A 23,465-nucleotide genomic window follows, 5' to 3' on the forward strand; every position below is an offset into this window, starting at 1 on the left:
CCACAGGAAACGCCCGCACCCGAGGCAGAACTGGACGCCGTCGTCGTTGTCCCGCCGGCAGTCCGAGCAGATCGTCATGCCCGTCCATCCGTCCCGGTCCACCGGACCGGACGCACCGGCTCCGCCACCACCAGCGCGGCCAGGTCCGCCGGCCGGACGTCGGCGCCGTCGTCGCCGGGAAGGGGTCCATCCGGCCGCGGCTGCGGTGAGGAGGCGGCCGGCTCGCGTCGGGTGGGCGGGGGGACTGCCGGGAGGGGCGGCGGGGGTGTGGGGTGCGCCGGGTGCGCAGGTAGGCGAGATGGTTCGGGACGTCCCGGCTCCGGCCGCGGGTCGCGCGAGGACCCGGACGTCGCCGGAGTGCGCGACGGCGGGGACGGCGGGGACGGCGGCGCGCCGGCCGAGGGGCGTGCCCAGGAGACCTGCTCCGGGTCGGTACCGTCGACGGTAGCCCACCAGCCGGTCTCGGCCGGGTCCGGCAGACCGGCGAGAAGCGCGAAGGCGTCGACCGTCCGCCCGTCCGGCCCGCTCACCGCGAGTAGCAGGCAGGCGGTCGCGGAAGCGCCGCCGTGCGGCCGCGGCCCGAGCACCCCGACGGCCTGCCCCGGCATCACCCGCCGGCCCGGCCCGACCGACCAGCGCACGCTCTCGTAGCGGTAGGTCAGGCCGTCGTCGCCGAGCAGGCCGAGCGTGCGGTCCCCGGCGGCGAGGGCGACCACGGTTCCTCCCGTGACGGCGTGGACCCTGGCTCCCACGGCGGCGGGCAGCCGCAGCGGCGAACCGTCCGTCGGCGCTACGACGAGCGCCCTCGACAACGGCTGATAGCGGACGTGTGCCCCGCCGGCGACCACCCCGTCCGCGGGCAACGGCCGTGCGGGCAGAGCGGAGCCTGCGGCCACGGGTGCAGGCGGCGCCGGGAAGGACGAGACCGGCGGCGCGAGCGCGGGTGGAACCGGGGGCGCGGGTGGAACCGGGGGCGCGGGTGGAACCGGGGGCGCGGCCGCGGTGGGAACGGGCGGCCCCCCGGCCGGCGCCGTGGGTCGGGGCCGGGCGGCGGTCGGCCGACGCGGGGGGTGGACGGTCCCCGGGATGTCGGTCGGGTCGAGGTCGATCGTGGCACCGGACTCGTCGCGCCACGCCGGCTGCGGCTGCGCGGACTCCGTCGGCCGGGGTGGGGAGGCGGCCTGGTCGCCGCCGGCCAGGTCGGACGCGAAAAGCGCCGCGAGGCCGTCGCTGTCGACCCCCCCGAACTCCGACAACTCAGAACCCCCCCGGGCTTGCTCACCATTCGCCCCCGCCGTCGACACGAATTCCGCGAACGGTCGTCACGACGGCCATCATGGAATGCATCCGGCCGCGCCGAAATTCGACGGGACGGCGTGATTCATGAATGATACCGACCCGGCCACGAGGTGGGAACCCGTCGGTCCGCTCAGCGGACCGGGCGCCGCCGCCGACGGGACCGCGAGCCGGCTGCATCGACTCCACCTGCGCCTGGATGCCTGCGGCGCGGGTGAATCCGGACGGCCACCGCGCCCTCCGGGGGGTGTCGCGGCAGGCCTGACCCCCGCCGGGAGGACCCGCGACGAATTGCCGCACGCGAACTCACCCGGAAAAGGACTCGGGGTATGGTCAACACAACGGTCACCCGCGGAACGGGGGCCGGGAATGTCTTCGCGGAATGTCGGAGGCGGGGGATGCTGCGCGGCTGGGGTGGGCCGATTCAGGCGGCAATCAGGTCTGTGCGCTGCCGTGGAGCGGCGCGGTGAGCGGCATGCCGTCGCCACCGATCGTTCGGGCACGGGTCCGCCGGCCGGCGGCGAGCGGGATGCACCGGCCACGGCTCACCGCGCCGCTGCGCATTCCCGCCGCCTACCGGGTGGGCATCGTCGTCGCCCCGGCCGGGGCGGGTAAGACGACCCTGCTGGCCGAGATCGCGCAGGCAAGCTCCTGTCCGGTCGCCTGGCTGACCCTCGACGATCGGATCGGTGACCTCGTTCCCTTCCTCGCCCACCTGCATGCCGCCGTTCGGGACGCCGTGGCGCCACCCGGGACGGCCACGGCCGACGGGGGCGCCTTCCCGCCGCCCGCGCCCGGCGCGGCCGGGCCCGACGCCCTGCCCGTCATCCGCACGGAACCAGGCTGGCAGACGATCGAGGACGCCGTCGCCGACCTCGACGCGCAGCTGACCGGCGAGCTGTTGATCGTCCTCGATGACCTGCACGCGGTACAGGGCCGGGCGGCGCAGGACGCGGTGCAGGCGTTCCTCGACTACCTGCCCCCGTCGGTGCGGATGCTCGCCGCCAGCCGCCGGCGCCTCGACCTGGACCTGCACCGGCTACGGCTGGCCGGGCAGATCCGCGAGCTGGACGCCGACGCGCTGCGCTTTCGAACCTGGGAGGTCGAGGAGCTGTTCCGCGACTGCCACGGGGTGCGACTTCGGCCGGAGGAGGTGACCTCGCTGACCCGCTGCACCGACGGCTGGGCCGCCGGCCTGCAGCTGTTTCACCTCGCCACCCGAGGTCGGCCGGCCTCCGAGCGCGTGAAGATCCTCGCCGAGCTCAGCAACACCCGGCTCACCCGCGACTACCTGTCCCGGCACGTGCTGGACGCGGTGAGCGCCCAGGAACGGGACTTCCTCGTCCGCACGAGCGTGTTCGACCGGCTGACCGACCGGCGCTGCGACGCGCTGCTGGGTCGCAGCGGCAGCGGTGCGCAGCTCGCGGAGCTGGAGCGTCGGGGACTGTTCACCTTCGTCGAGGACGACGGTCGGACCTACCGGTACCACGAGGTACTGCGGATCCACCTGCTGGAACGGCTCGTGCAGGAGCTCGGCGAGCCGGCCGCGCAGGAGGTGCACCGGGCCGCGGCGCGGCTGTGCGAGGCCGACGGCGCGCTCACCGAGGCGTTGCTGTGCTACGGACGCGGCGACGACTGGGAGCAGGTGCGGCGGCTGCTCGGCCAGCGCGGGCGGCACCTCGCGGACGACCCCGCCGACTGGTTCGAGCAGCTACCGGCCTCGATCCGCGAGTCCGACCCGTGGGTGCTACTCGCGGTGGCCCGCCGGCTGGCCGCCGACGGCGCGCTCGACGCGGCGGCCGTCGCCTACCGGGAGGCCGCGGATGCGTTCGGGCCGGCGACGCCGACCCGGGTGCATCGGGAACGGGGCGAGCTCGACGCCTGGCTGCACCCGGCACCGCAGCGCGGCGCCACCTGGCTGAGCAGTGTTCGCGCGGCGCTCGCCGACCCGGCGCCCCAGCTGGACGGTCCGGCCGACACCGCGCAGGCGGCGCTGCTGCGCGGGATCGCCGCGCTGGTCGCCGGTGAGGTCGCGACCGCCCGCCAGCACTTCGGCGTGATCACCGCGGGCATGGAGGCGAGTCCTCTCGTCGAGACCGTGGCGGCGATCGGGCGTGCCGCATGCACCCTGCTGCTACGCGACGAGCCGGCCGGCGACGCCGTCGAGGAGGCCGTGGCCGCGGCGGAGCTGCTCGGCCGCCCGGCGGTGCTGCGGGTGGCGGTCGGTATCCGCGCGCTGCAGCTCGGAGCCGGTGGACGGCACCTGCCACACCTGCTTGAGGCGGCCCGCCGGGTCGACGACCGGTGGGGCGGCGCAACCCTGCTCCTGCTGGCCGCCTGCATCGGCCTGGCCCGGCCGGGCGAGTTTCCGGGGGACCTCGGGGACGCCGCGGCGCCGCCCGTGGTGGCCCGCGGCGCGACCGGTACGGGTGGCCCGCTGCCCGGATCGGGTCCGGCCGCGGTGCCGGGCCGCAACGCGCTGCGCCGGCTCGCCGGGCGACTGGACGCCGCGGCGCTGACCTTCGATGAGCTGTCCGCGCCGGCCCTCGCCGTCTGGGCCCGCTCGGCCGCCCTGGTCGCCTGGCGGCGCGCCGGGTCCGCGCCCGGCGCCGAGGCCACCGAACGGATCGTGCGGGCAGCCGCGCGGCTCGGGCCGACCCCGCACGCATTGGCCCTCGCCGGCAGCGCGCCGCCGCCCGGGCCCGGTCAGGACGCCGCCGGCGCCTCGCCGCGCCACCATCCGCACCGGACCGCCCGCCGGATCGCCGAAGCCGCCGGTCTCGGCGCCTGGATCGACGGCCTGCTGGGCACGGCGCCCCCGCCCGGCACCGAGCCCGGCACCGAGCCCGGTACCGAGCCCCGCGCCGGCACCACCGGCACCACCGTTCCCCCCAGCGCCGGCGAGGGGAACGGTGATGCCGAGGGGAACGGCGCCGGGCAGGGAAGCGGAGCCGGCCCGCGGGCTGACTCCGCCGCCGTGCCGGTCGACGCGCTCCCCGACGCGCTCCCCGACGGGCGTCCCGACGGGCCACCAAGGGTCGCAACGACGGTCCCCACGACGGTCGATCCCGCCGCCACGCCGCGGCTGACCGTCCACTGCCTGGGCCGCTTCGACCTCGCCGTCGGCGGGGTCGGCGTCGACCTGGCCGGCGTGCAGCCGCGCAACCTCGAACTGCTGCGCCTGCTCGCCGTGCACGCCGACCGGCCGGTGCACCGCGACCGCCTGATCGAGCTCATCTGGCCGAAGGCGGCACCGGCGCAGGCGCACCACAGCCTGCAGGTGGCGGTCAGCTCACTGCGCAACCTGCTCGAACCGGACGTGCCCCGCGGCCGCCGGGGACTGCTACGCCGCCACGGGCACGGCTACCTGCTGGCCCTGACTCATCCGGACGACCACGACATCCGCCGGCTGGAGCGGCTGCTCGCCGCCGCCACCGCAGCCCGCCGCGGGCAGGACGCCGGCGCCGAACGGGACGCCCTCGCCGCCGCCATCGCCCTCTACGCGGGCGACGCGGTGCCGGTGGGCAGCCAGTCCGAGTGGCTGCTCGCGGAGCAGGACCGCCTGCGCACGACCGTGGCGAGCGCCTGCGAACGGGCCGCCGAACTGTGCACCGCGGCCGGCCGTCACGGCGAGGCGGTCCGCCACGCCGAACGCGGCCTCGAACTCGACCGCTACCGGGACGGGTTGTGGCACGTGCTGCTGGTGGCGCTGGGCGCCGGCGGCTTTCCCGCCGCCGCCGTCCGCGCCGAGGCACGCTACGCGCAGATGCTGGCGGAGCTGGGCATCACCGATGCGGCCGCGGCCGAGCGCCGAATGCGGGGCGAGGAGTAGCCGGCCGGAAAGAACCACCCGATGAGGCGGGGAACGGGTGAGGTGCTGCCCGTTCCCTGGACGCTGGTGTCATGGACTATCTCAGCTTCATGCCGCTCCATTGTCGATGTCCGGGCTGTGCGGTGGAATTTCTCCGCATGCCAGAACGTGTCCCCGGACCGGTAGCGGCCGCGTCAAGGAAGATCGCTGTTTCCACCGAGGTTGGCGACCACGCGACGCAGTACATTGAGGGCCGCCACATACTCGGCCGTGTCGATACCTTCGTGGATCTGCTCGTGAGCTCGTGCGCTGCGATCCCTGGCCCGGAGCCGCCCGGCCTCCCCTGCCTCGGTCAGCGTCAGTGTTCCCCCGGCTTCCTGCATCCATCCGCGAGCAATCAGGTCGATCAGAACCCCGTCGATATCGATCCCGAGGTCGTCGAAGGGAGCCAGCCGTTCGGCAAGCTTCGCGCGGCCCCACCTGCCGGGGGCGCCGGCGACGTGGTTGAGCGTCCACCAATGCGGCTGGGTGAGGTTCTCCACGGCCAGTTCCGCCCGGATGCGCCCGACCACCCTGCGGTACGCCTCGCCGCTCCAGTAGCCGAGAGGCTGGGAGGCGAGCTCCTCCAGGGAGTACTCCTTCATGACCATCCTGATGTGCTCCTTCCGACCGGCCGCACGGACACGGCCACCGTAAAAGCTCAAGTGGACGTGAGGTCAAGATGCCTGAACGAAACCCGATGTCGGCCGCCATGCCGTCAGGCCGCGGCGAGGTGATTCGCCTCGCCTCATGATCTGGCTAGCCGAAGATCTACCAAAAGCTTTTCAGCGCACCTGGACGCGGTGCGGCACGTGGGCCGGCTTGGCCGCCAGCACGGCGGTCTCGACGGCTCGCAGGTCGCTGCCGGCCGGGACCCGCACGACCAGCCGCGGGGCGCCGCCGCCGGGCGCGGGCCCCTGGGGGCGCGGTGACCAGCTCACCCCGCCGCTGTCGACCACCTCCGCCTCGACGCCGGCGAGGACGCGCACGGCCGCGGCCACCCCCCGCGCCGTGCCGCGCCAGCGCAGCAGCTCCGGCACCTCGGCGAGGACCGCGCGGGTCCGCTCGACCGACCAGCCGCCGTCCACCGCCAGCCCCACCCAGCCGGCCAGCCAGCCGAGGAAGTCCGCCGGGGCCAGCCGCGGGTCGAGGTAGGCGTCGAAACTGTCCAGCGTCGCCAGCACCGGGGCGAGCACCTCGTCGAAGGCCGCGAGCAGCGCGTCGAGTGTGCCCACGCCGAGCAGGACCCCGGGCACGCCGGCGGCCAGCGGGAAGGGCGTGTCCAGGCCGGCGACCGAGCCCCTCATCCGCCGGCCGCCGGGGCCGCCGGGGCCGCCACGGCCTCGACCTGGTGCTCGAAGCTGAACACCAGGCTGGTCGGCGGCAGGTCGAGCCGGTCGACCCGGGCGAACCGCTCCCGGCTGACCGGATTGGCCTGGAACAGCAGCGCCTCGTCGACGTAGCCGACGCCGGGCACCGCCTGCAGCACCCCGAAGACGTCCCCGACGTGCACGGCCCGGCCGAAGGGCCAGCCGGTGCCGTCGGGCCCGCCGCTGACCGGGTGCAGGTAGCGGTACAGAACGTCGAGGGCATCGGCGCGCACCCGCTCGGGCAGCGCCGCCGCCGCGCAGCGCAGCCGGGCCACGACGGTCACCCCGACGTAGCGCGGCGGCTCGACGCTGACCCGCACGCCGACGACCCGCCGGGCGTCGAGGTAGGCCCGCACCGCCTCGCCGGTGCGATCGGGGACGACGAGCTGGGTCAGCGCGAGCCGGCCGCGTTCACCCGACGCCCGGGGCACCAGCAGCACCCGCACGACCCCCGCGTCCTGCCCCGAGTCCGCCACGACGGCACGGACCCGGCCGATCTCGGGGGCGGCCTGGGCGGCGAGAACCTCGAAGTCCTCGGCGGTGACCGCGCGGTCCCGGTGGCGCAGCGTCAGCGGCCCGCGGACGCGGGCCTCCTCGACGGTCTCCCCGTCGACGCCGCCGGTCGCCGGCTCCCGGTTGTAGACCGCGGCGACGTACGGGATGGACGATCGCAGCGTGTTCAGCGCCCGGGCGACGACGTTGCCGACCCGGCCGCCCCCGGTCTGGTAGGGCCCGACCCGCACGACCGAGCCCTTCGGCGGCACCGCGCCGTACTGGCGTACCGCACCGTCGGCGAGCCGCACAAGCGGCCCGAACCGGACCAGCCCGGTGGTCGCGTCGACGGTGACGTGCCGATCGTCGGGGCCGCTCGACGCGAACGACTCCACCTGCGTCCAGGTGGTCCAGCCCTCGGCGGGGCCGTCGCGGCCATCGGCTCCCCGCGGGCCGCCGCGGCGGCGCCCGCCGGCCGCGTCCTCCCCCGGCCCCTCGGCCGAGGGTTCCACCGGGGGCGCCGCGGCGGCGCCGGGCGCTCTCCCCGGTGGTGCGGGCGGCTCGGCGCCACCGGTGGCGGGCAGCGCGGCCGGCAGGGCCCGGCGCCGCTCGTCGTCCCCGCTCACCTGGATCACGACCGGCTCGGAGCTGGCCGGGACGGGAACCTGGGTGAGCCGCAGCTCCTGGCCGGCGACCCCCTCGGCGGTGCCGAGCACCTCCCCGGGGACCTGCGCGCCGTGGACGGCCGACACGTCTCCGCCGACGGCGGCGCCGGTGAGGGACACGATGCGCGGCGACTCCCGGTAGGCGGGCGCCCCGGGCCGGTCGATGACCCGGCAGCGCAGCCACGCCGAGCTCACCCCGCCGACGTCGCGCACCGCGTGGCCGGCCGGCAGGTGCAGTTCGACGACGCCGGAGGTGTTCAACCCGTTGGTGGTGTCCTGTTCCAGCGGGCACTCCCGCCAGCGTCGGCCGTCCCAGGCCTCCCACCGAAGCGGCGGGCGCAGCGGGTCGATGCCATGGCCGCTGACCGTGCAGGTGAACCTCAGCAGCGCGATGAGTGACGGCGCCGGCCGGTCGAACCCGACGTAGAGGGCGTCGCCGACCTGCGGCCGGTCGCCGAAGCAGGCGAAGCCGGCACCGAACCCGAGCTCGCGGGTGTGGTCGCGCAGCGTCTCGGCATCGACGACGGAGGCGACCACGACCGACCGGGCGGGCACGACGTCGAGGTCGGTCATGGTGGTGAACTCGACGGCACGTTCGGTGGCGGTGCGCCGGGTCGACACGACCGTGCCACGCGGGATGCGCACGGCGGAGTCCTGCGGGGCGGACAGCCGGAACGACACCTCGGCACGGGCGGCGACCGGAGGGAACAGCCGCACCCCCATCAGGTCGAGGAAGCGCACGTAGTTACGGTCGGGCACCCGGTTGAGCCGGTAGAGCAGCAGATCCGTCATCCACGCGAAGGTCTCGACGAGGGTGACGCCCGGATCGCTGACGTTGTGGTTCGTCCACGTCGGGCAGCGCTCGGCGATGAACCGCTTGGCGTCGTCGACGAGCTGCTGGAAGCTGCGGTCGTCGAGGTTCGGTGCCGGCAGGGTCATCGGTCGGCCTCCTCGGGGATGACGTAGAACGGGACGACGAGGTTGCGCCGGTCGTAGTCGCCGCGGACCGCGTAGCCGATGTCGATCCACAGGGTGGAGTCGGCCGGGTCGGGGGTGACGTCGACGTCGACGACGTCGATCCGCGGCTCCCAGCGGGTCAGTGCCCGGACCACCTCGAAGGCGATCAGCCCGGCGGTGGTCGAGTCGGCGGGGGCGAAGACGTAGTCGGCCAGCGGGCAGCCGAACTCCGGGCGCATCGGGCGTTCCCCGGGCGTGGTGCTCAGGATCAGGTACATCGCCTGTTCCAGCTCGTCGACCCCGGAGGTCATCGCGATGGCGCCGACCGCGTCGGTGCCGACCGGCCACTGCCAGCCGACACCGAGGAAGTCGGTGCTCACGGCCCGACCAGCACGGTGGCGGCGGACCCGGTCAGCAGGCCCGGGAGCTGCGCGCACCCGGTGACCTGGCAGCCGCTGTAGGCGACCCCGCGCCCCTCGGCGAGGACCGTCGCGCTGCCGGCGACGACCTGGCCCTGCTGCGCGGCCGGCACCATGAACGGGTCGGAGACGTGCAGGCCGACATGCGGCGGCGTGTTCAGGCCCGCCGATCCGGCCACGGCGACGGGCCGGCCGCCGACGAGGACCGTCGCGGCGAGGCCCGTGGTCAGCGGGGCGGCGAACGGCAGCGGCGCCGGCGACGGAATCGGCGTGCCGGTCGGTCCGGGCACCTGGTGCACCGCGCAGGTGGCGGTGATCTGGTCGCCGGTGACGGCCGCGGGGGCACCCACCAGGCCACCTCCTTCGGTGTCTCATCGGTCCGTTCTCAGTTGAGCCGGATCGGATTGCCCTGGACGGTGACGTCCGCGCCGGAGGTCAGGGTGAGCCCGGCGTCCGCGGAGATCGTCCCGGTGCCACGGGTGGAGATCGTCAGATCCTGCTCGGCGGTCAGCGACAACCGCCCGCGGGCCCGGAGGTCGACGTCGGCGTCGGCCTCGACGGTCAGCCCGCCCTGGTCGTGGTCGAGGCGGATGCGCACCTTGCCGTCGCGGGTACGGATCTCCACGTGCTCGTCGCCGTCGGCGTCGCTGACCACGATCTCGTGGCCCTTGCGGGTGCGCAGGCCGCGGCGGGCGACGGTGCCCGCCGCCGTGTCGACGCCGCCGGCGAACGGTGGCGCGTCCACCCCGTTGTACAGGCCGGCGAGCACGAACGGCCGGCGCGGATCGCCCTGCTCGAACGCGACGAGCACCTCGTCGTTGACCTCCGGCAGCACCAGCATCCCCCGGTCCGGGCCGCCCCCGGGGGCGGCTACGCGGGCCCAGTCGGTCTCGTACTGCGCCGACAGCCACGGCAGCCGCACCCGCACCCGGGCCCGCGACTCGGGATCGTTGATATTGGAGACGATGCCCGGGACCACCCCAGCGATGAGGGGCGCGCCCTGGCGGGCACCGGCGGCCGAGGTCAGCCCCAGCAGCGATCGGTCGTGCGGGCCACTGACCGTGAAGCGGGTGCGGTAGCCGGCGTGGTCGAAGCGGTGCTCGGCATGGGAGACGGTCAGCCGGCCGTCGAACCGCCCTCCGGTCGCGCCGACGCTCAGGGCGACGCCGGCGAGGATGCGCGGATCGCCATGCGCCACCCCCTCCGCGGCGACGGAGGTGCTCGCGATCCGCTCGGCGACCGCGGCGACCATCGCGTCGCACTCGGCCTGGGTGGCCAGCGGCCGGGCGGGCGTGACGAAGCGCGCGGCGCCGCCGGCACCGCCCGCACCTGCGCCGGCGGCGAGGTCGGCCGGGACGTCGGCGACCTTCGCCGCGCGGGTCTGCGCGCGGGCGACGGCGGCGATCTCCCGCTTGGCGCGGTCGTCCCAGCCACGCACCTCCACCTCGGCCACCTGCTGCGCCGCGGTGACCCGCACCGAGAAGGCGTCCAGGTCCCCGCCGGGGGTGAGCTGCAGGTGGTCCTGGCTGTCGTAGCCGGCCGGCACCGGCCCGGCGCCGGCCGGCGTCGACCGGACGAAATCGAGCCTGTTGTCCCGCACCCGCAGGACGTGGTCGATCTCCCGGGCCCGCCGGGTGAGGAAATCCCAGTACGTCTCGTTGACCTGGCCGACGTGGTCGTGCACGACGCTGGTCGGGGACACCGTGCCGGTCGGCAGGTGCAGCTCCGCGGCGATCCGGGTGACCAGGTCCGAGTCGGTGACGTTGTGGTAGGTCGCCGTGTGCACCCCGTTGAACAGGGCGTACGAGCTGTCGTACGCCACGGCGACGGTGGTGGCGCCGTGCTCGTCGTAGTGGAAGCCGATGCTGTAGATCATGCCCTCGAACAGGGTCCTCTCCACGCTGCCGCCGCCCGGCGAGGCCACCGGTGGCGCGGTGACCTTCAGGCCGCGGCGGAAGTCGAACCCGGCGGCGGCCAGCGCGTCGCGGCCCGGATCGGCGAGCACGACCCGGCAGGCGTCGGGCGCCGCCACGTCGCTGTGCACGACGACCTCCCGGATCGCCTCGAGGATCGACGCCGGAACCTTGCGGCCGTCGACGTAGAGAACGGGCAGCGCCCCGTAGGTCTCGGGTGGACTGTTCGGTGGCATGGTCAGCGGCTCCCGAGGTCGGCGTGGTCCGGCAGCAGCAGGCGCGTCCCGACCGGCAGCCGCATCGGGTCGTCGATGCCGTTGATCTCGGCGATGGCCCGCCACCGGCCGGCGTCGCCGTAGGTGCCGTGGGCGATGGTGGCCAGCGACTCCCCCGCGATGACCTGATGGGCGTGCCGCGCGCTGACCCCGCCCGAGGTGGGGTTCGTCCCCTTGGCCGGCTCGGGGGCGGCCTTCAGCGCCAGCGACACCTCGGCCCGGGTCGGCGCCCCGGTCGGGGTGAACATCGTGCAGGTCGCGTCGACGCTGGTGAGCAGGCCGAGGAACTGCCGCGGCCGGCCCACCCGGAACTCGCCCCAGTTGAACATGAGCACCGGCGGGCTCGGTGACGACCCGCGGCGCGAGGTGTCGGTCGGGTTCATCCAGTCCAACAACTGCTCGATCTCGATCATCACGCTGCGGCCGGCCTTGAGCGCCGAGTCGAGTAACAGGCTGAACTGCAGGTCGACGGCCCGAGTGCCAAGGAACGAGGGCCGGGAGGCGTTCTTGGCCGCCTGGGTCGGCTGCTCCCGGTACTCCGCCTTCTTCCCGATCTTGATCGTGGACGGGTTGAGGTGGAAGACGACCTCCCGGCCGGGGTTACGCTGCTCGCACAGCCGGGCCCTGGTGAAGCTCGCGTGACCGGTGTCCACGGCTATCCCCAGCTCACCGCGAAGCCCTGGTGGGCGAACTCCAGGGTCTCCGTGGCGATCTTGCCGTCGCTGGCCGAGAACCGCGGCCCGGAGTAGCGCACGGGGCACACGCCGACCATCGACCATTCGGCGACGCGCGCCCGGTTGTCGTCGAACGCGGTGATGGTGGCCGTCGTCGGCGCCCCGTCGCCCTCCCGGCGGAAGGCGCTGAACCAGCTGGTGAGCTTGCGGCTGTCCTGGTCGACGGGCCGGGTCAGCTTGACGTTCTGATAGTGCACCCGGCCGAGGAGCTGGTGCTGGAAGCCGTTCTGGCCGCCCTCGTCGTAGGTCTTGATCTCGTAGCTGGCGTCGAGGCCCTCGATCGCGGTGAAGGCACCCAGGTCGAACTGGCCGATGGTCACGTCGAAACGCAGGCTGTTCACGAGTCCGGCCATCGCTGCTCTCCCTCCTGTCGTTGATGAACTGGTCTGCCCCGCCCGCCTGGCTCACCGCCCGGGGCCCGCCCGCCCAGCCGCCTCCCCGGCTTCTCCGACCGCAGGGTGGGCCGCTCGACATCCCCGGGGCGGCCCGTCACAGCGGGTCCGCCAGCAGGCCACGGCGTTCACGGTCGGCGAGCAGCTCGGCGCGCAGCCTGCGGGCGAGATGTTCGTAGAGCCGTTCGGCAAGCCCCGCGATGTCGGCGTCCGATCCGGCACTCACCGCGGTCGCACCGGCTGGCGCCGTCGCGGGCGCGGCGACGCCGGGACCGGGCGACGGTGCGGGGACGGCGGTGGCGGCGGCCGGTTCGGCTGAGCGGAAGACCCGGATCGCGGGCGCCACAGACGGCGTGGACGACGTGGACGACGTGGACGACGTGGACGCACCGGTCCAGTCGGCGGCCCGCGCCGCGATGCGCACCGGCGCGTGCGCCGCCGGTGCCGCGTGCCCCAGGCCGCCGTCCGCGACCCACCCGCCCCGCGCCGACCCGGCCACGACCGGCCCGGCCGCCGACGGCAGGCCCACCGCCGACGGCAGGCCCACCGCCGACCGGGCCACCGAGGGCATGGCCGACGCCGAGTGGGTGACCGATGGCATGGCGGACACCGAGTCCGGCGCCGAGGGCACGCCTGACACCGGCCCGGCCGCCGACGGCGTCCAGGACGCCGGCCCGTCGGCCCCCGGCATGGACGGCGTCGGACCAGTCGTCGGGTAGCCGACGGGAGCCGGCTCGCCCGTCGCCGCTGCGACCGGGGCCGGGTCGGCCGGCGGCAGGCCAGGCAGTGACCGACCGGCGAGGGACCGCGGATCGGGAGCCGCCGGGGACGCCCCTGGTCGGGAAGCCGTCCGGTGCACCGGCAGGCCCAGCCCTATCCGCCGGGTGGCGAGGGTGGCCGCGGAGCCGGACCTGGCCGGAGCGGGCGCCCCACTCGCCGCGGTGGCGTGCCGGGCGTTCGGGCGTTCGGGCGCGGTGGCCGCCAGGTCCGGCAGGAGGTTACCCACGCCAGGCCCCGGGATGGACGGCAGAGCCGGCGCCGGCCGTGACCGAGGCGCGGCGCGCGGACCGACGACCGGTCCGGCGGGTTCGGCGGGTCCGGCGGGTTCGGCGGGTCCGGCGGGTTCGGCGGCGGCGTCCGGTCCCACGGCGGGCGCTCCCCAGCCCGCGGCGGCCCACGGGCCTCCCGCCGGTGAATCGGCTCTCTCGCCGGCTCTCCCCTGGCCGCGGGCGGTGGTGGTGACACTCGGCGCGTGCCGTTGGACGGAGCTGGCGGGCCCGGGTGCCACCACGGATGCGATCCCACCCGCGGTGGGCCGCAGCCCGCCGGCCGGCCGGACGCCGTCCAGCCCGTCAGTCCCCCGCCCGGCGGGTGCGTCCGACCCGGGCGACGCAGGATCGGCAGGCGGCGCGTCCGGCCCGGACGAGGCCCCGGCGCCTGCCACAACGACCGGCAGCACCGGCAGGACGGCCTGCCCGGGGCCGACGAGCACTCCCGGCACCGGATCGATCCGCACGGTCGGCGCCGCGGGATCGGTGGCGGCCAGATCGGTCGAAGGAGACCGGTGGATCCGCAGGGACGGCGCCGTGGGCAGCCTGCCGGCGGCATCGGCCACGGATGCCCCGAGGGGGCCGGCCGTGACCGGGCCAGGCGGGAGAGAGCCAGTCGGAAGGGAACCGGCCGCGGCATCGCCCACTTTGGAGGCCGGCCGCGCGGCCCGAGCGACCCCGGTGCCGGTCAGGGGCGGGACGGCGCCGAGCGCCCCGGGCTGCACGGATGGCCCGGTACCGGTCTCGGACCCGGAGCCAGCCCGGGACCCGCTCCCAGCCCGGGCGGCCGAGCTCGGGTCGGTCCCGTACGACTCGGCAGCGACGACAACGTCCTGACCCGCAACGTCGCGGCTTGCCACGTCATGGCCGGCAACGTCAGGGCCAGCAACGTCAGGGCCAGCAACATCGTCCATCGGATCCGCGGCGCGTGCCACGATCACGGCCGCGTGGCCGGTTGCCGCCCGGACGGACCCGGCGGACCCGGCGGACCCGGACGGAGCGGCGGGTGCGGACGGCGCCAGGGCGGGGTCGGCAGTGGGCGAGACCGGGCCGATGCCGCCTGGGTGACCGGCCGCGGCACGCTCGCCGTCGGTCTCACCACCCTGATGGCCGCCTGCTGGGCGGGGCCCGGCCGGGTCGGCGTCGCCCCGCCGCGCCCGCCCGTCGACGGCCGGCGGCGTGGTCGGACCGGGCGTCCCGGCGGCGCGCCGGGAGACCGGCAGACCCAGCCCGTACCTGCGCCCCGGTGCTTCCCCGGCGCCCGGCGCGGTACCGGCCCGCTGCACGGACGGCGACTCGATGATCCGGCCCCGGCGCGGGAGCGGCGGGCGAGCGGCCCGCAGGCCCGAGCCGGGAGGAGTCGCGCCCGCGTCCGAAGCTTCGGCGCGGGCGATCCGCAGCCCGGCGGACCCGCTCAGTTCGGGGGGCAAGCTCGGACCGGGGGACATGCCCGGCCCCGGGGCCCTGGACGGCTGCGACTGGGCACCGGCGAAGGCAGGAGGCAGCGCGCGGCCCGACCCGTCGGGGCCGTCCAGCCCGGTGGCGGATCCGCTGGTTCCAGCGGGTTCGGTGGGCCACGACCGTTCGGGCCCGGAAGCGGTCGTATCCTCGGTGGCGCGCTCCCGCGGGTCGATCCTGCGCACCATCGGTGGCGGCAATGGCGACGCGGACCGGTGCACCGGCGCTGTCTGCGCGGCCGCGGCGAGCGGCCGCGGCGGCGCCGCGCCTGCCCAGCCCACGGACCCCACCGGCACCGAGCCCACCGGCACCGAGCCCACCGCAGGCGACGGCGCCGAACGGGGTTGGTCCGTCCCGGCGGCGGGCCTGGTCGTGGGAGCCGGGCGGGCCGGGCGGAAGCTGCCGGCCGCGGCGAGCGGGTTGACGTCATGGGCAGGCGCGCGCAGCACCAGCGGCGCGGGGGATCGGCTGCCCAGGCCGCGGGGAAACGCGGTGGCGTCCGAGGTCACGGGATGGCCGCCGATGGCACGCCGGATGGGCGGCAGCTCCCGCCACGCCGGCCGGGCCGAGGCACCGACCCCGGCGGCACCGATCCCGGCGGCACCTACCACCGGGGATCCGCCGCCGTCGATCCCGAATCCGCCGTCCTCGCGGCCCCGTGCGCCGTTGGCGGCCGACCGGCCGGCACCGGCCCCTTCGCCGTCCTGGACGGTGCCCGAGGCGTCCCGCTCCCCGACGCTGTCCGTGCCGTCCGACCGTCGCCAGAGCCGGCGCAGTCCGTCGAACATCGCTGGCTCCGTTCTCGTCCCGGTCCGTCATGTCGTCGGTCCGCACGCGGTCCGCGCGGCGCCGGCCGTCAGCCGTCAGCCGTCGACTGCTGGCGGGCGGCCAGCTGTTGCAGGGCGGCGTGGAAGCGCCGCCGGTCCGGATGCTCGAGGTCGAGGATGTCCGCCAGCGACCAGTGGAAGCCGGCGGCCAGGTACGCGGCCTCGTCGAGCAGGTCCTCGGCCGCGTACGTCAGGATTCCCCCGGGGCACCACCTGCCACGTCGACCGTGAAGGCGTGCTCGCAGGACGGGCAGGTCACCGCGGCGTGGGTGTGCCCCTCCTGGTTGACGCGCCGGTAGAGGTCCTGAAGGAAGGCCAGGTCGGGAGCGAACAATCCCTCGACGACGGCCGGGGTGACGGCCGTCAGCGACCCGAGCCGGGTGATCACCCGGGAGAGCAGCAGCACCGTCAGATACGCCTCGTTGTCGCGAACCCGAGGATCGCGCAACGGCATGATCTCGTCGCGGGCGGTGGCCAGCCGCATCACACCGTCCCGGTGGACCTGGCCGTCGTCGTCCAGGTAGCCGCGCGGCAGCGTGAACGCGAACTCGGTCACCAGCCCCCCGCCCCCGGTGCCCCCACCGCCGGCGGGCGTCGTCGCGCCCGAGGTCGGGACCGTCGCCGTCGCCACCCCGTTCACCGCCACCCACCCGCTGCGCCGGCGCTCATGCCAGCTCCAGCCCCTCGTGGACGAGCGTGACCTCCTCGATGGCGATCTCGCTGCCGCCGGCCTGGAGGTTGCCGAGGCTGACCTTGGACGGCCAGGCGTTGTGGAAGTTGAAGCGGGCCTTCTCGCCGCGGGTGTAGTCGTAGAGGACGACCGAGCCGTTCTTGCGCGCCTCGTCGATCTTGCCTTCCTGGACCTGCTTGATCCATTTCCACCAGCCGGCATCGTCGGTCTTGCCGCGCTTGAGCTGGATGTCGCCCCACTTGCGGGCGCCGGGCAGCTTCTTGATGACCGGGATGCCGCCCTTCTTGTTCTCCTTGTGCTCGATCACCTGGATCTCGGCGCTGAGCCCGGAGACCTCCTTGAACTGGGCGATCGTGACGCCGTCGATCTCGATCTGGTAGGCGTAGTTGCCGAGCGCGTCCTCGCCGATGGCCACGGCGTTCTCCTGTCCGGGAGCTGGTCGGTGTCCGGGAGCTGGTCGGTGTCCGGGAGCTGGTCGGTGTCCGGGAGCGGGTCGGGATGGTGGGGCCCCGCGGCGGGCTACTCGCCGCCGGCGGTGATCTGCGCGATGCGGAAGACGACGAACTCGGCCGGCTTGACCGGAGCCACCCCGATCTCGATGATCACCTGGCCGGCGTCGACGACCCCGGGCGGATTCGTCTCCTCGTCGCACTTGACGTAGAACGCCTGCTCGGGCGTGACGCCGAACAGCGCGCCGTCGCGCCACATGCCGAGCAGGAACGCGCCGACGGTGCGCCGTAGCCGCTGCCACAGGTCCAGGTCGTTCGGCTCGAACACCGCCCACTGGGTGCCGCCGAGGATCGACGCCTCCAGGTAGTTGAACAGCCGCCGGACGTTGACGTAGCGCCAGGCCGGATCCGACGACAGCGTCCGGGCCCCCCAGACCCGGATGCCCCGGCCGGGGAACGCGCGGATGACGTTGATCCCCTCCGGGTTCAGCGCGTCGTGCTCGGCCCGGGTGATCGTGGTCTCCAGGTCGAGCGCGCCCCGGACGACCTCGTTGGCGGGCGCCTTGTGCACCCCGCGGGTGTCGTCGCTGCGCCCCCAGATCCCGGCGACCGACCCGGACGGCGGGAGGAACCGCCGGCCGCCCTCCACCGGGTCGAACACCGACACCCACGGCCAGTACAGGGTGGCGTACTTCGAGTCGTAGCGGGCCTTCTCCCGGACCCAGTCCTTGATCTGTTGGGCGTTGAGGCCGGGCGGCGGGTCGAGGATCGCCATCCGGTCGCCCATGTTCTCGCAGTGGTCGATCAGCGCCTGCTGGACGGCCTGCACGGTGTCCAGCCCGATCTGGCCCTGCTGGTAGCAGAACATCAGGTCGGGGGCGACGACCATGGTGATGTCCTCGTAGGCGGCGAGCCCTCGGATGCCGCTACGCGCCGAGACGTCGCCGACGAAGTCCTCGGCGCTGGCTCGCGGCGCCGGGGCCGGCGCGGGCGCGCGCAGGGCGACCGACCCGGGGGCCGGCGCTCGGTCCAGCGCGGTGACGCCGCCCAGCTCGGTGAGCCGGACGAGTTGCGACTGCTCGTTGACGACGGTGACCACGTTGCGCCGGCCGCGGCGCGCGGTGACGTTCTCGAAGGTCTCGACCTGCCGCCCGTCGCGGGTGACGACGACGGTGAACACCCGGCTCGGCTCGGCGGGCGGGCGGCCCTCGCCGTCGCCCTCGCCGCCGTTCGCCGGCTCGCCGGCGGGCAGCTCGATCGGGGCGATCTCGACGGCGAGGCTGCCGCGGATCCCCGGGTCGACCGCCTCGATCTGGTAGACGCCGACACCCGGCCGGCTGCCGCTGGTGAGCTGACCCACCGGCCCCGCCGCGGCACCCTCCCCGCCGGCGCCGACGCTGACCACGTAGCAGGCGCCGCCGCCGTTGTTGAAGTACTGGAACACCGCCAGCGGCAGGTAGGCGCCAGGGACGAGGTCGCCGAAGACCTGCACGTACTGGCCCCAGTTCGCCAGCCGCACCGCCTCGTTGCGCGGCCCGCGGGCGGTGAACCCGACGAACGCGGCCACCGCGGTGCCCACGCCCTCGATCGGCCGGGACCCCGCCTCGACCTCCTCGACGTAGACGCCGGGCGACCGGTAGTTCGGCATGACGTGGCTCTCCTCGCCTCGGGGTGATGCCGAGATCGTCCGCCCGGACGCGGGCCGCGGCCAACGTCCGACGGCGCACGGTCCGGGGCACCGGCCACTGCCCGTTCGGGCGAGCCCACCGGTCCGGCAGAGCCGGCCCCCGCCGATACCGGCCACATCGCCGGGCGCCATTCCAGGGTGCCGGTAGGAGGCAGCCGGGGCCAGCCAGCGAGAGCATGCGGATGCGTCCCCCGTGGCCACCAGCGTTCGCACCGCGGAAGCACAAGGAGCTGGGCGACGCGACCGGTCGCAGCATCGATCTCGGCAACGGCTCCGTGCTGTCCTGGGGCGACATCGTCGCGCTGGCCGGCGACCAGTACGGCTCCCTGGACGACCTGCTCAACGACACCCGCAACGAACAGGGCCGGCAACGGCTGCGGGCCGCCGTCAACGCCGACCACGTCCGCACTCCCCGGGCGGACGTCATCGGGTGGTACCGCGCGAACTTCGGACCCCCAGTCGTCGACGCCACCATCCGACGTCCCACCGATCGGCTGGTGGACGCGCTCACCGCGCAGGCCGACCCCCGGACCAGGTACCCCACCCCCGTCGTCCGCCTGAAGATCCGCGCAAAAGTGAACGAGAAGCTCAACAACGGGATCGCCGAACTCGGCGGCCACGCGAGGCTGGTCGACCTGTTCGCGCTCGGTGTCGCCGGTGGCATCAGCGGCGCTCTGCATGACCTGGAGGGACGCCGAGGCGTGATGGTCACGAGCGAGGCGCATCCCGAGCCCTGGCGTGCCTACGGCGACGATCAGCCCTCGAACAGCCCCGTCAGTCAGGCCCAGGCGGAACTTTCGGTCCGTGCCGCTGCGGCACAGACCGATCGAGCCGTCGAGATCGGTCGGCAGTACCACCAGGCCGCCGCCCCGTCCGCGGCGCCGTCGGTGAGCTACTTCGCCCTGGACTCCGCCGACCTCGACCCGGCCGCGTCCGCCTCGGCGGCGGCCGCCGGCGAATATCTCCGGCTGCATCCCGAGATGGTGCTCACCGTCACCGGCCACACCGATCCGACCGGGGGCGCCGCGCACACCGATCAGCTCGGCCTACGCCGCGCCCAGGCGGTCGCCGACCGGGCCGCCGCGGCCGGAGCCCGAGCCGACCAGCAGCCCCGGTGCCGAGAACTCCACCAGCGCCGGCACCCAGGTGGAGCTGGAGGAATGGCGCTGGGGGCAGGTCGCACCCGCCGTCCGCGGCGAGGTCAACACCTTCGTCCGTACCAAGGTCGGCCCCGCCCTGGCCGGCCTGGTCGCCAGCACAAAACTGGACGATGTGAGGAGGATGGGATCATCGTGCGGCCCAGGATCGAGGCGCAGGCGATTGTGGCCGAGCTCCTCGCCGACCCGGCGTCCTTCCTGGAGCGCGCGTTCGGCCAACCGATGAGCCCGTGACGGATTGCCTCCGGCCGCATCGGCACCCGGCCGAGGCGGGAGAGGCACCTCAACTGGCGGGTACCCGCTCCTCCTCGTCGCCCGCGCCGGCCGGGTGCGCCTCGGCCTGCCGGGCGACCTGGGCGCCGATCGCCGCCGCCTCGAGCTCGGCGGGGTCGTCCGGGTGGCTGACGGTGCCGCCGGGGCCGCCGGCGCCGGTCGACTGCTGCACGACGTGGGTCAGCTCGTGGGCGAGCAGACCGCGGCCCGCCGCGCTGGCCGGGTCGTAGCGGCCGGGGGCGAAGAACACGTCCGTCCCGGTGGTGAACGCCTCGGCCTGCACCGCCCGGTTCAACGTGGCCGCGGCGGCGTCGGTGTGCACGCGCACGGGCGACAGGTCGACGCCGAGGTGACCCTCCATCTCGGCACGGACCGGCTCCGGCAGCGGCGCGCCGGCGCCCCGTCGGCCCTCGATCGCGTCGCCGATCTCCGGATCCAGCGGGCCGGCACCCTGCGACCGCAGCGCGCTGCGCAGCACCGCTCCACCGCCGGGAACGGCGCGGGCGAGCGCCACCAGCCCGGCCACGGGCCGACCCGACGCGGAGCCCGGCGCCGGGAACGCCCGCCGCTCGCGGACCGCCCGGCCGACGGCCGCGTTGCCCGCGCCGGACAGGACGGCGTCGAACGGCGCGACCGTGTCCGGCCGTCGCACCCCACCCGAGCGGATGGCGCCCGTGGGACGGGAACCGTCGAGGCGATCCGCTTCCATGCTCGTCCTCCACAGAACGAAGGTCCGCCAACGTGCGCTCCAGCCACATTGTCGGGCTCATCGCGGCGAAGGCACGACGGCCGCCAGGAAATCAGGCTTCCGGGCCGGCTTTCTGCCCGATCGGGACGCGGGCAATGCCCGATAGAACCTGCCGCGGAAGGCGCCCCCGCCGCCCACACCGTTCCTGTCGGGTCGGTCCCCCGCCGGCAGCGTCGCCGGCCGAGGCTTGTGCTTCGCCGACCCAGGCGGTGGTGGAAGATGTCGGAGTATGGCGGGGGCGAGCGAGAGATCAGGGTGGGACTTCTTCATCTCCTACAACCAGGCCGATCGTCCGTGGGCCGAATGGATAGCCTGGCAACTGGAGGACGCCGGCTACCAGGTCCTCGTCCAGGCCTGGGACTTCGTGGCCGGGACCAACTGGACGATCAGGATGGCGGAAGGAATCGAGCACGCCACCCGGACGATCGCCGTGATCTCACCGGCCTACCTGACCTCGGACTTCGGCAGGCAGGAATGGATGGCCGCCTTCCGCGCCGATCCAACAGGATTCAAACGCAAACTGCTGCCGATACGGGTCGAGGACTGCGACCGCCCCACCCTGCTCGAATCGGTGGTCTCCTTCGACCTGTTCGACCAATCCCCCGAGGAGGCCCGCCGACGTCTCCTCGAGGAAGTACGCAGAGCTCTCGCCGGCCGAGCGAAGCCCGTTATCGAGCCGGAATTTCCCGTTCTCGCCAGGACGGCACCACCAGGCGACGAGCCGCGTTTCCCCGATCGACCGATCGCCACCGCCACCGCCACCGCCACCGCGGGAGATTCCCAGCCACGCGTCACCGAGCTCCCCCGGCACTCCGCCGGCGCATGGTCACTGGCCTTCTCACCCCAACGGGAGATCCTGGCGGCGGGTTACCGCGACGGAGCCGTCTGCCTGTGGGACATCAACAGACAGACCGGGCCTCGTATGATCGAGAGTCTGCCGACGAACCACTCCAACACGGTCGTGTCGGTGGCGTTCGCTCCAGATGGTCGGACGCTTGCCACCGCGGCCGGCGGCCTCGAAAGACGCGGTCAGCAGCGCCTATGGGACGTAGGAGATCCGGAAGAGCCACATCTCGTGGCCGAGCTCACAGGACATGCTCGAGCTGCCAAGTCGGTGGCCTTCTCGCCGGTTGGCGCAGTGCTCGCCACCGCCAACTCCGACAAGAACGTCCGCCTGTGGGACGTCGAAAAGCCAACCCAGCCCAACCTGCTTGCAACCCTCAGAAACCGGACCAAATATTTCACCGGACGTCTGCGGTCAGTGGCGTTCTCTGCCGACGGCCGAACCTTGGCAACCGTCGACAATGAGGGCACCACCCGCCTCTGGGACGTCAGCGACTCGAGGCGCCCCGGTGCGATCGCCGTGTCCGGAAAAAAGTTCTTCGACGGAGGACTACACTCGGTGGCTTTCTCCTCGAATGGTCGCACTCTCGCCATCGGGGGAGAAATCACGACTGTCCGGTTGCTGGATATCAGCGAACCGGTTCAACTGCGGGCGGTCGCCAAACCACGCCGAGACCACGGCGGCGTCGTATGGTCGGTAGCGTTCTCTCCCGACGGACGCACCCTCGCCTCCGGAAGCCGCGACAAGACCGTCAGGCTGTGGGATACAAGCGACCCGGCCCTGCTGCGCCCTACCGCCGATCCGGTGAGACAACACCCAGAAAAAGTTCGGTCAGTGGCCTTCTCTCCCGATGGTAAGACCCTGGCCACCGGCTGCCAGGACGGCATCGTCCGGCTTTTCCAGATCGGTCGCTGAGGTACTGGGTCGAACCCGTGCGGCAGCAGGTGCGTCAGCGTGGCAGTAGGTCGAGGTAGGGGCCGAACTCGTCGGCGAGGCAGAGGCGGCCGAGCTTGCGGTACTCCAGGCCGACCGCGGCGATCACCTCGCGCATGCCGACGGTGCCGGCGGCGGCGCCGAGGTAGGCGGCGGTGACGGCGGCGTTGCGGATGTCGCCGCCAGCGAGGCCGAACGCCTTCGCGCAGAACGCCAGGTCGACGTCGGCCGCCAGCGGCACCCCGGCGAGCATCCGCCGCCACAGCGCGAGGCGCTGCTCGGCGTCGGGCCGGGCGAACTCGGCGAGCACCGACAGCCGGCGGCGGAACGCGTCGTCGATGTTGGCCGCCAGGTTGGTCGCGAGGATCGCCACCCCGTCGAACGACTCGATCCGCTGCAGCAGGTAGGCGACCTCGACGTTGGCGTAGCGGTCGCGGGCGTCGCTGACCTCGGAACGCTTGCCGAACAGCGCGTCGGCCTCGTCGAAGAACAGCACCGCGTTGAGGCCCTCGGCGCCGACGAAGATCCGTTCCAGGTTCTTCTCGGTCTCACCGATGTACTTGTCGACGACGGTCGACAGGTCGATGACGTAGAGGTCGACGCCGAGCGCCCCGGCGACGACCTCGGCCGCCATGGTCTTGCCGGTGCCGGACTCGCCGACGAACAGCGCGGTCACCGCCTCCCCGCGCCCGCCGCCGCGGCGCAGGCCCCAGTCGTCGAGCACGCGGCCGCGATGCGCCCCACGCCCGGCGAGGTGGCGCAGCGCGGACAGCGTGCGCGCCGGCAGGACCAGATCGTCCCAGCCGACCGCGGGGGCGATCCGGCGCGCCAGGCGCTCCAGCCCGGTCGCGTTCTGCCGCCTGGCGGCGGCCAGCAGCTCGGCCGGCCCCGGCGCGAGCCGCGGCGATCGGTCCGACCCGGTCGCCGTCGCTGTGGCCCCCCTGGTCGCGACGGCGGTGTCGACGCGGGCCGCGGCGACGGCGCGG

19 protein-coding genes are annotated in these 23,465 nt (G+C 74.5%); 4 read left to right on the top strand and 15 right to left on the bottom strand.

Translation table 11 applies throughout. From position 1 onward, the window contains the following. Positions 1-74 precede the first annotated feature (74 nt). A complete protein-coding gene (locus tag FRAQA3DRAFT_RS12265) occupies positions 75-1,256 on the bottom strand; it encodes a hypothetical protein (protein WP_009739348.1) in 1,182 nt (393 codons plus the stop codon). 515 nt (positions 1,257-1,771) lie between these two features. Between FRAQA3DRAFT_RS12265 and FRAQA3DRAFT_RS12270 the strand changes: the two genes are divergently transcribed. After that, a complete protein-coding gene (locus FRAQA3DRAFT_RS12270) occupies positions 1,772-5,128 on the top strand; it encodes a winged helix-turn-helix domain-containing protein (RefSeq protein ID WP_232292019.1) in 3,357 nt (1,118 codons plus the stop codon). 173 nt (positions 5,129-5,301) lie between these two features. Here the strand turns inward: FRAQA3DRAFT_RS12270 and FRAQA3DRAFT_RS37150 are convergent, their stop codons facing one another. From FRAQA3DRAFT_RS37150 to FRAQA3DRAFT_RS38095, 9 genes are all read right to left on the bottom strand, one after another. Continuing rightward, positions 5,302-5,757: a hypothetical protein gene (locus FRAQA3DRAFT_RS37150; RefSeq protein ID WP_009739350.1), complete on the bottom strand. Its 456-nt coding sequence runs from the start codon at positions 5,755-5,757 to the stop codon at positions 5,302-5,304. 174 nt (positions 5,758-5,931) lie between these two features. Further along, on the bottom strand, positions 5,932-6,453 hold the full coding sequence (locus tag FRAQA3DRAFT_RS12280; RefSeq protein ID WP_009739351.1) for a phage tail protein: 522 nt from the start codon (positions 6,451-6,453) through the stop codon (positions 5,932-5,934). After that, positions 6,450-8,612 (bottom strand): putative baseplate assembly protein, encoded by a 2,163-nt coding sequence (locus FRAQA3DRAFT_RS12285; protein ID WP_009739352.1) that lies wholly within the window; start codon positions 8,610-8,612, stop codon positions 6,450-6,452. Before FRAQA3DRAFT_RS12285 ends, FRAQA3DRAFT_RS12280 begins: the two co-directional genes overlap by 4 nt. Next, positions 8,609-9,010 carry a GPW/gp25 family protein gene (locus tag FRAQA3DRAFT_RS12290; RefSeq protein ID WP_009739353.1) on the bottom strand — a complete coding sequence of 134 codons (402 nt, stop codon included), beginning with the start codon at positions 9,008-9,010 and terminating at the stop codon, positions 8,609-8,611. Before FRAQA3DRAFT_RS12290 ends, FRAQA3DRAFT_RS12285 begins: the two co-directional genes overlap by 4 nt. Then, the gene (locus tag FRAQA3DRAFT_RS12295; protein WP_009739354.1) at positions 9,007-9,399 is read right to left on the bottom strand and encodes a PAAR domain-containing protein; all 393 of its coding nucleotides are present in this window, start codon (positions 9,397-9,399) and stop codon (positions 9,007-9,009) included. The genes FRAQA3DRAFT_RS12290 and FRAQA3DRAFT_RS12295 overlap by 4 nt, the downstream gene beginning before the upstream one ends. A 35-nt stretch (positions 9,400-9,434) precedes the next feature. Continuing rightward, positions 9,435-11,198 (bottom strand): VgrG-related protein, encoded by a 1,764-nt coding sequence (locus FRAQA3DRAFT_RS12300; protein ID WP_009739355.1) that lies wholly within the window; start codon positions 11,196-11,198, stop codon positions 9,435-9,437. A 2-nt stretch (positions 11,199-11,200) separates the two neighbouring features. Beyond that, positions 11,201-11,890: a LysM peptidoglycan-binding domain-containing protein gene (locus tag FRAQA3DRAFT_RS12305; protein ID WP_009739356.1), complete on the bottom strand. Its 690-nt coding sequence runs from the start codon at positions 11,888-11,890 to the stop codon at positions 11,201-11,203. 2 nt (positions 11,891-11,892) lie between these two features. Next, positions 11,893-12,324: a phage tail protein gene (locus tag FRAQA3DRAFT_RS12310; RefSeq protein ID WP_009739357.1), complete on the bottom strand. Its 432-nt coding sequence runs from the start codon at positions 12,322-12,324 to the stop codon at positions 11,893-11,895. 136 nt (positions 12,325-12,460) lie between these two features. Continuing rightward, the gene (locus FRAQA3DRAFT_RS38095; protein ID WP_255347018.1) at positions 12,461-12,589 is read right to left on the bottom strand and encodes a hypothetical protein; all 129 of its coding nucleotides are present in this window, start codon (positions 12,587-12,589) and stop codon (positions 12,461-12,463) included. 136 nt (positions 12,590-12,725) lie between these two features. Here FRAQA3DRAFT_RS38095 and FRAQA3DRAFT_RS35010 point away from each other — a divergent pair, with 136 nt between their 5' ends. Beyond that, the gene (locus tag FRAQA3DRAFT_RS35010; protein WP_232292020.1) at positions 12,726-13,082 is read left to right on the top strand and encodes a hypothetical protein; all 357 of its coding nucleotides are present in this window, start codon (positions 12,726-12,728) and stop codon (positions 13,080-13,082) included. Between the two features lie 2,805 nt (positions 13,083-15,887). Here FRAQA3DRAFT_RS35010 and FRAQA3DRAFT_RS12320 read toward each other — a convergent pair. The 3 genes from FRAQA3DRAFT_RS12320 to FRAQA3DRAFT_RS12330 all read right to left on the bottom strand — a co-directional run bounded on the left by FRAQA3DRAFT_RS12320 (position 15,888) and on the right by FRAQA3DRAFT_RS12330 (position 18,485). Beyond that, positions 15,888-16,337: a hypothetical protein gene (locus FRAQA3DRAFT_RS12320; RefSeq protein WP_009739359.1), complete on the bottom strand. Its 450-nt coding sequence runs from the start codon at positions 16,335-16,337 to the stop codon at positions 15,888-15,890. Between the two features lie 25 nt (positions 16,338-16,362). Beyond that, positions 16,363-16,803: a phage tail protein gene (locus FRAQA3DRAFT_RS12325; protein WP_009739360.1), complete on the bottom strand. Its 441-nt coding sequence runs from the start codon at positions 16,801-16,803 to the stop codon at positions 16,363-16,365. Positions 16,804-16,907: 104 nt separating this feature from the next. Then, a complete protein-coding gene (locus FRAQA3DRAFT_RS12330; protein ID WP_009739361.1) occupies positions 16,908-18,485 on the bottom strand; it encodes a phage tail sheath subtilisin-like domain-containing protein in 1,578 nt (525 codons plus the stop codon). A 221-nt stretch (positions 18,486-18,706) separates the two neighbouring features. Between FRAQA3DRAFT_RS12330 and FRAQA3DRAFT_RS12335 the strand changes: the two genes are divergently transcribed. Continuing rightward, complete coding sequence (locus FRAQA3DRAFT_RS12335; protein WP_009739362.1) at positions 18,707-19,915, top strand: OmpA family protein; 1,209 nt, start codon at positions 18,707-18,709, stop codon at positions 19,913-19,915. A 49-nt stretch (positions 19,916-19,964) separates the two neighbouring features. On the opposite strand, the gene FRAQA3DRAFT_RS12340 is transcribed toward FRAQA3DRAFT_RS12335, so the two are convergent. After that, entirely contained in the window at positions 19,965-20,663 is a 699-nt protein-coding gene (locus FRAQA3DRAFT_RS12340; protein ID WP_009739363.1) for a DUF4157 domain-containing protein, read from the bottom strand. Positions 20,664-20,931: 268 nt separating this feature from the next. On the opposite strand from FRAQA3DRAFT_RS12340, the gene FRAQA3DRAFT_RS12345 reads away from it, so the two are divergent. Beyond that, positions 20,932-22,461, top strand: coding sequence for a TIR domain-containing protein (locus tag FRAQA3DRAFT_RS12345; protein WP_009739364.1), 1,530 nt, complete (start codon positions 20,932-20,934; stop codon positions 22,459-22,461). A gap of 34 nt (positions 22,462-22,495) precedes the next feature. Here the strand turns inward: FRAQA3DRAFT_RS12345 and FRAQA3DRAFT_RS12350 are convergent. Further along, positions 22,496-23,465: ATP-binding protein (locus tag FRAQA3DRAFT_RS12350; RefSeq protein ID WP_009739365.1), on the bottom strand; the 970-nt coding region annotated here is incomplete at its 5' end.

This window comes from Frankia sp. QA3 (genome assembly GCF_000262465.1).
Taxonomy (GTDB): Bacteria; Actinomycetota; Actinomycetes; order Frankiales; family Frankiaceae; genus Frankia.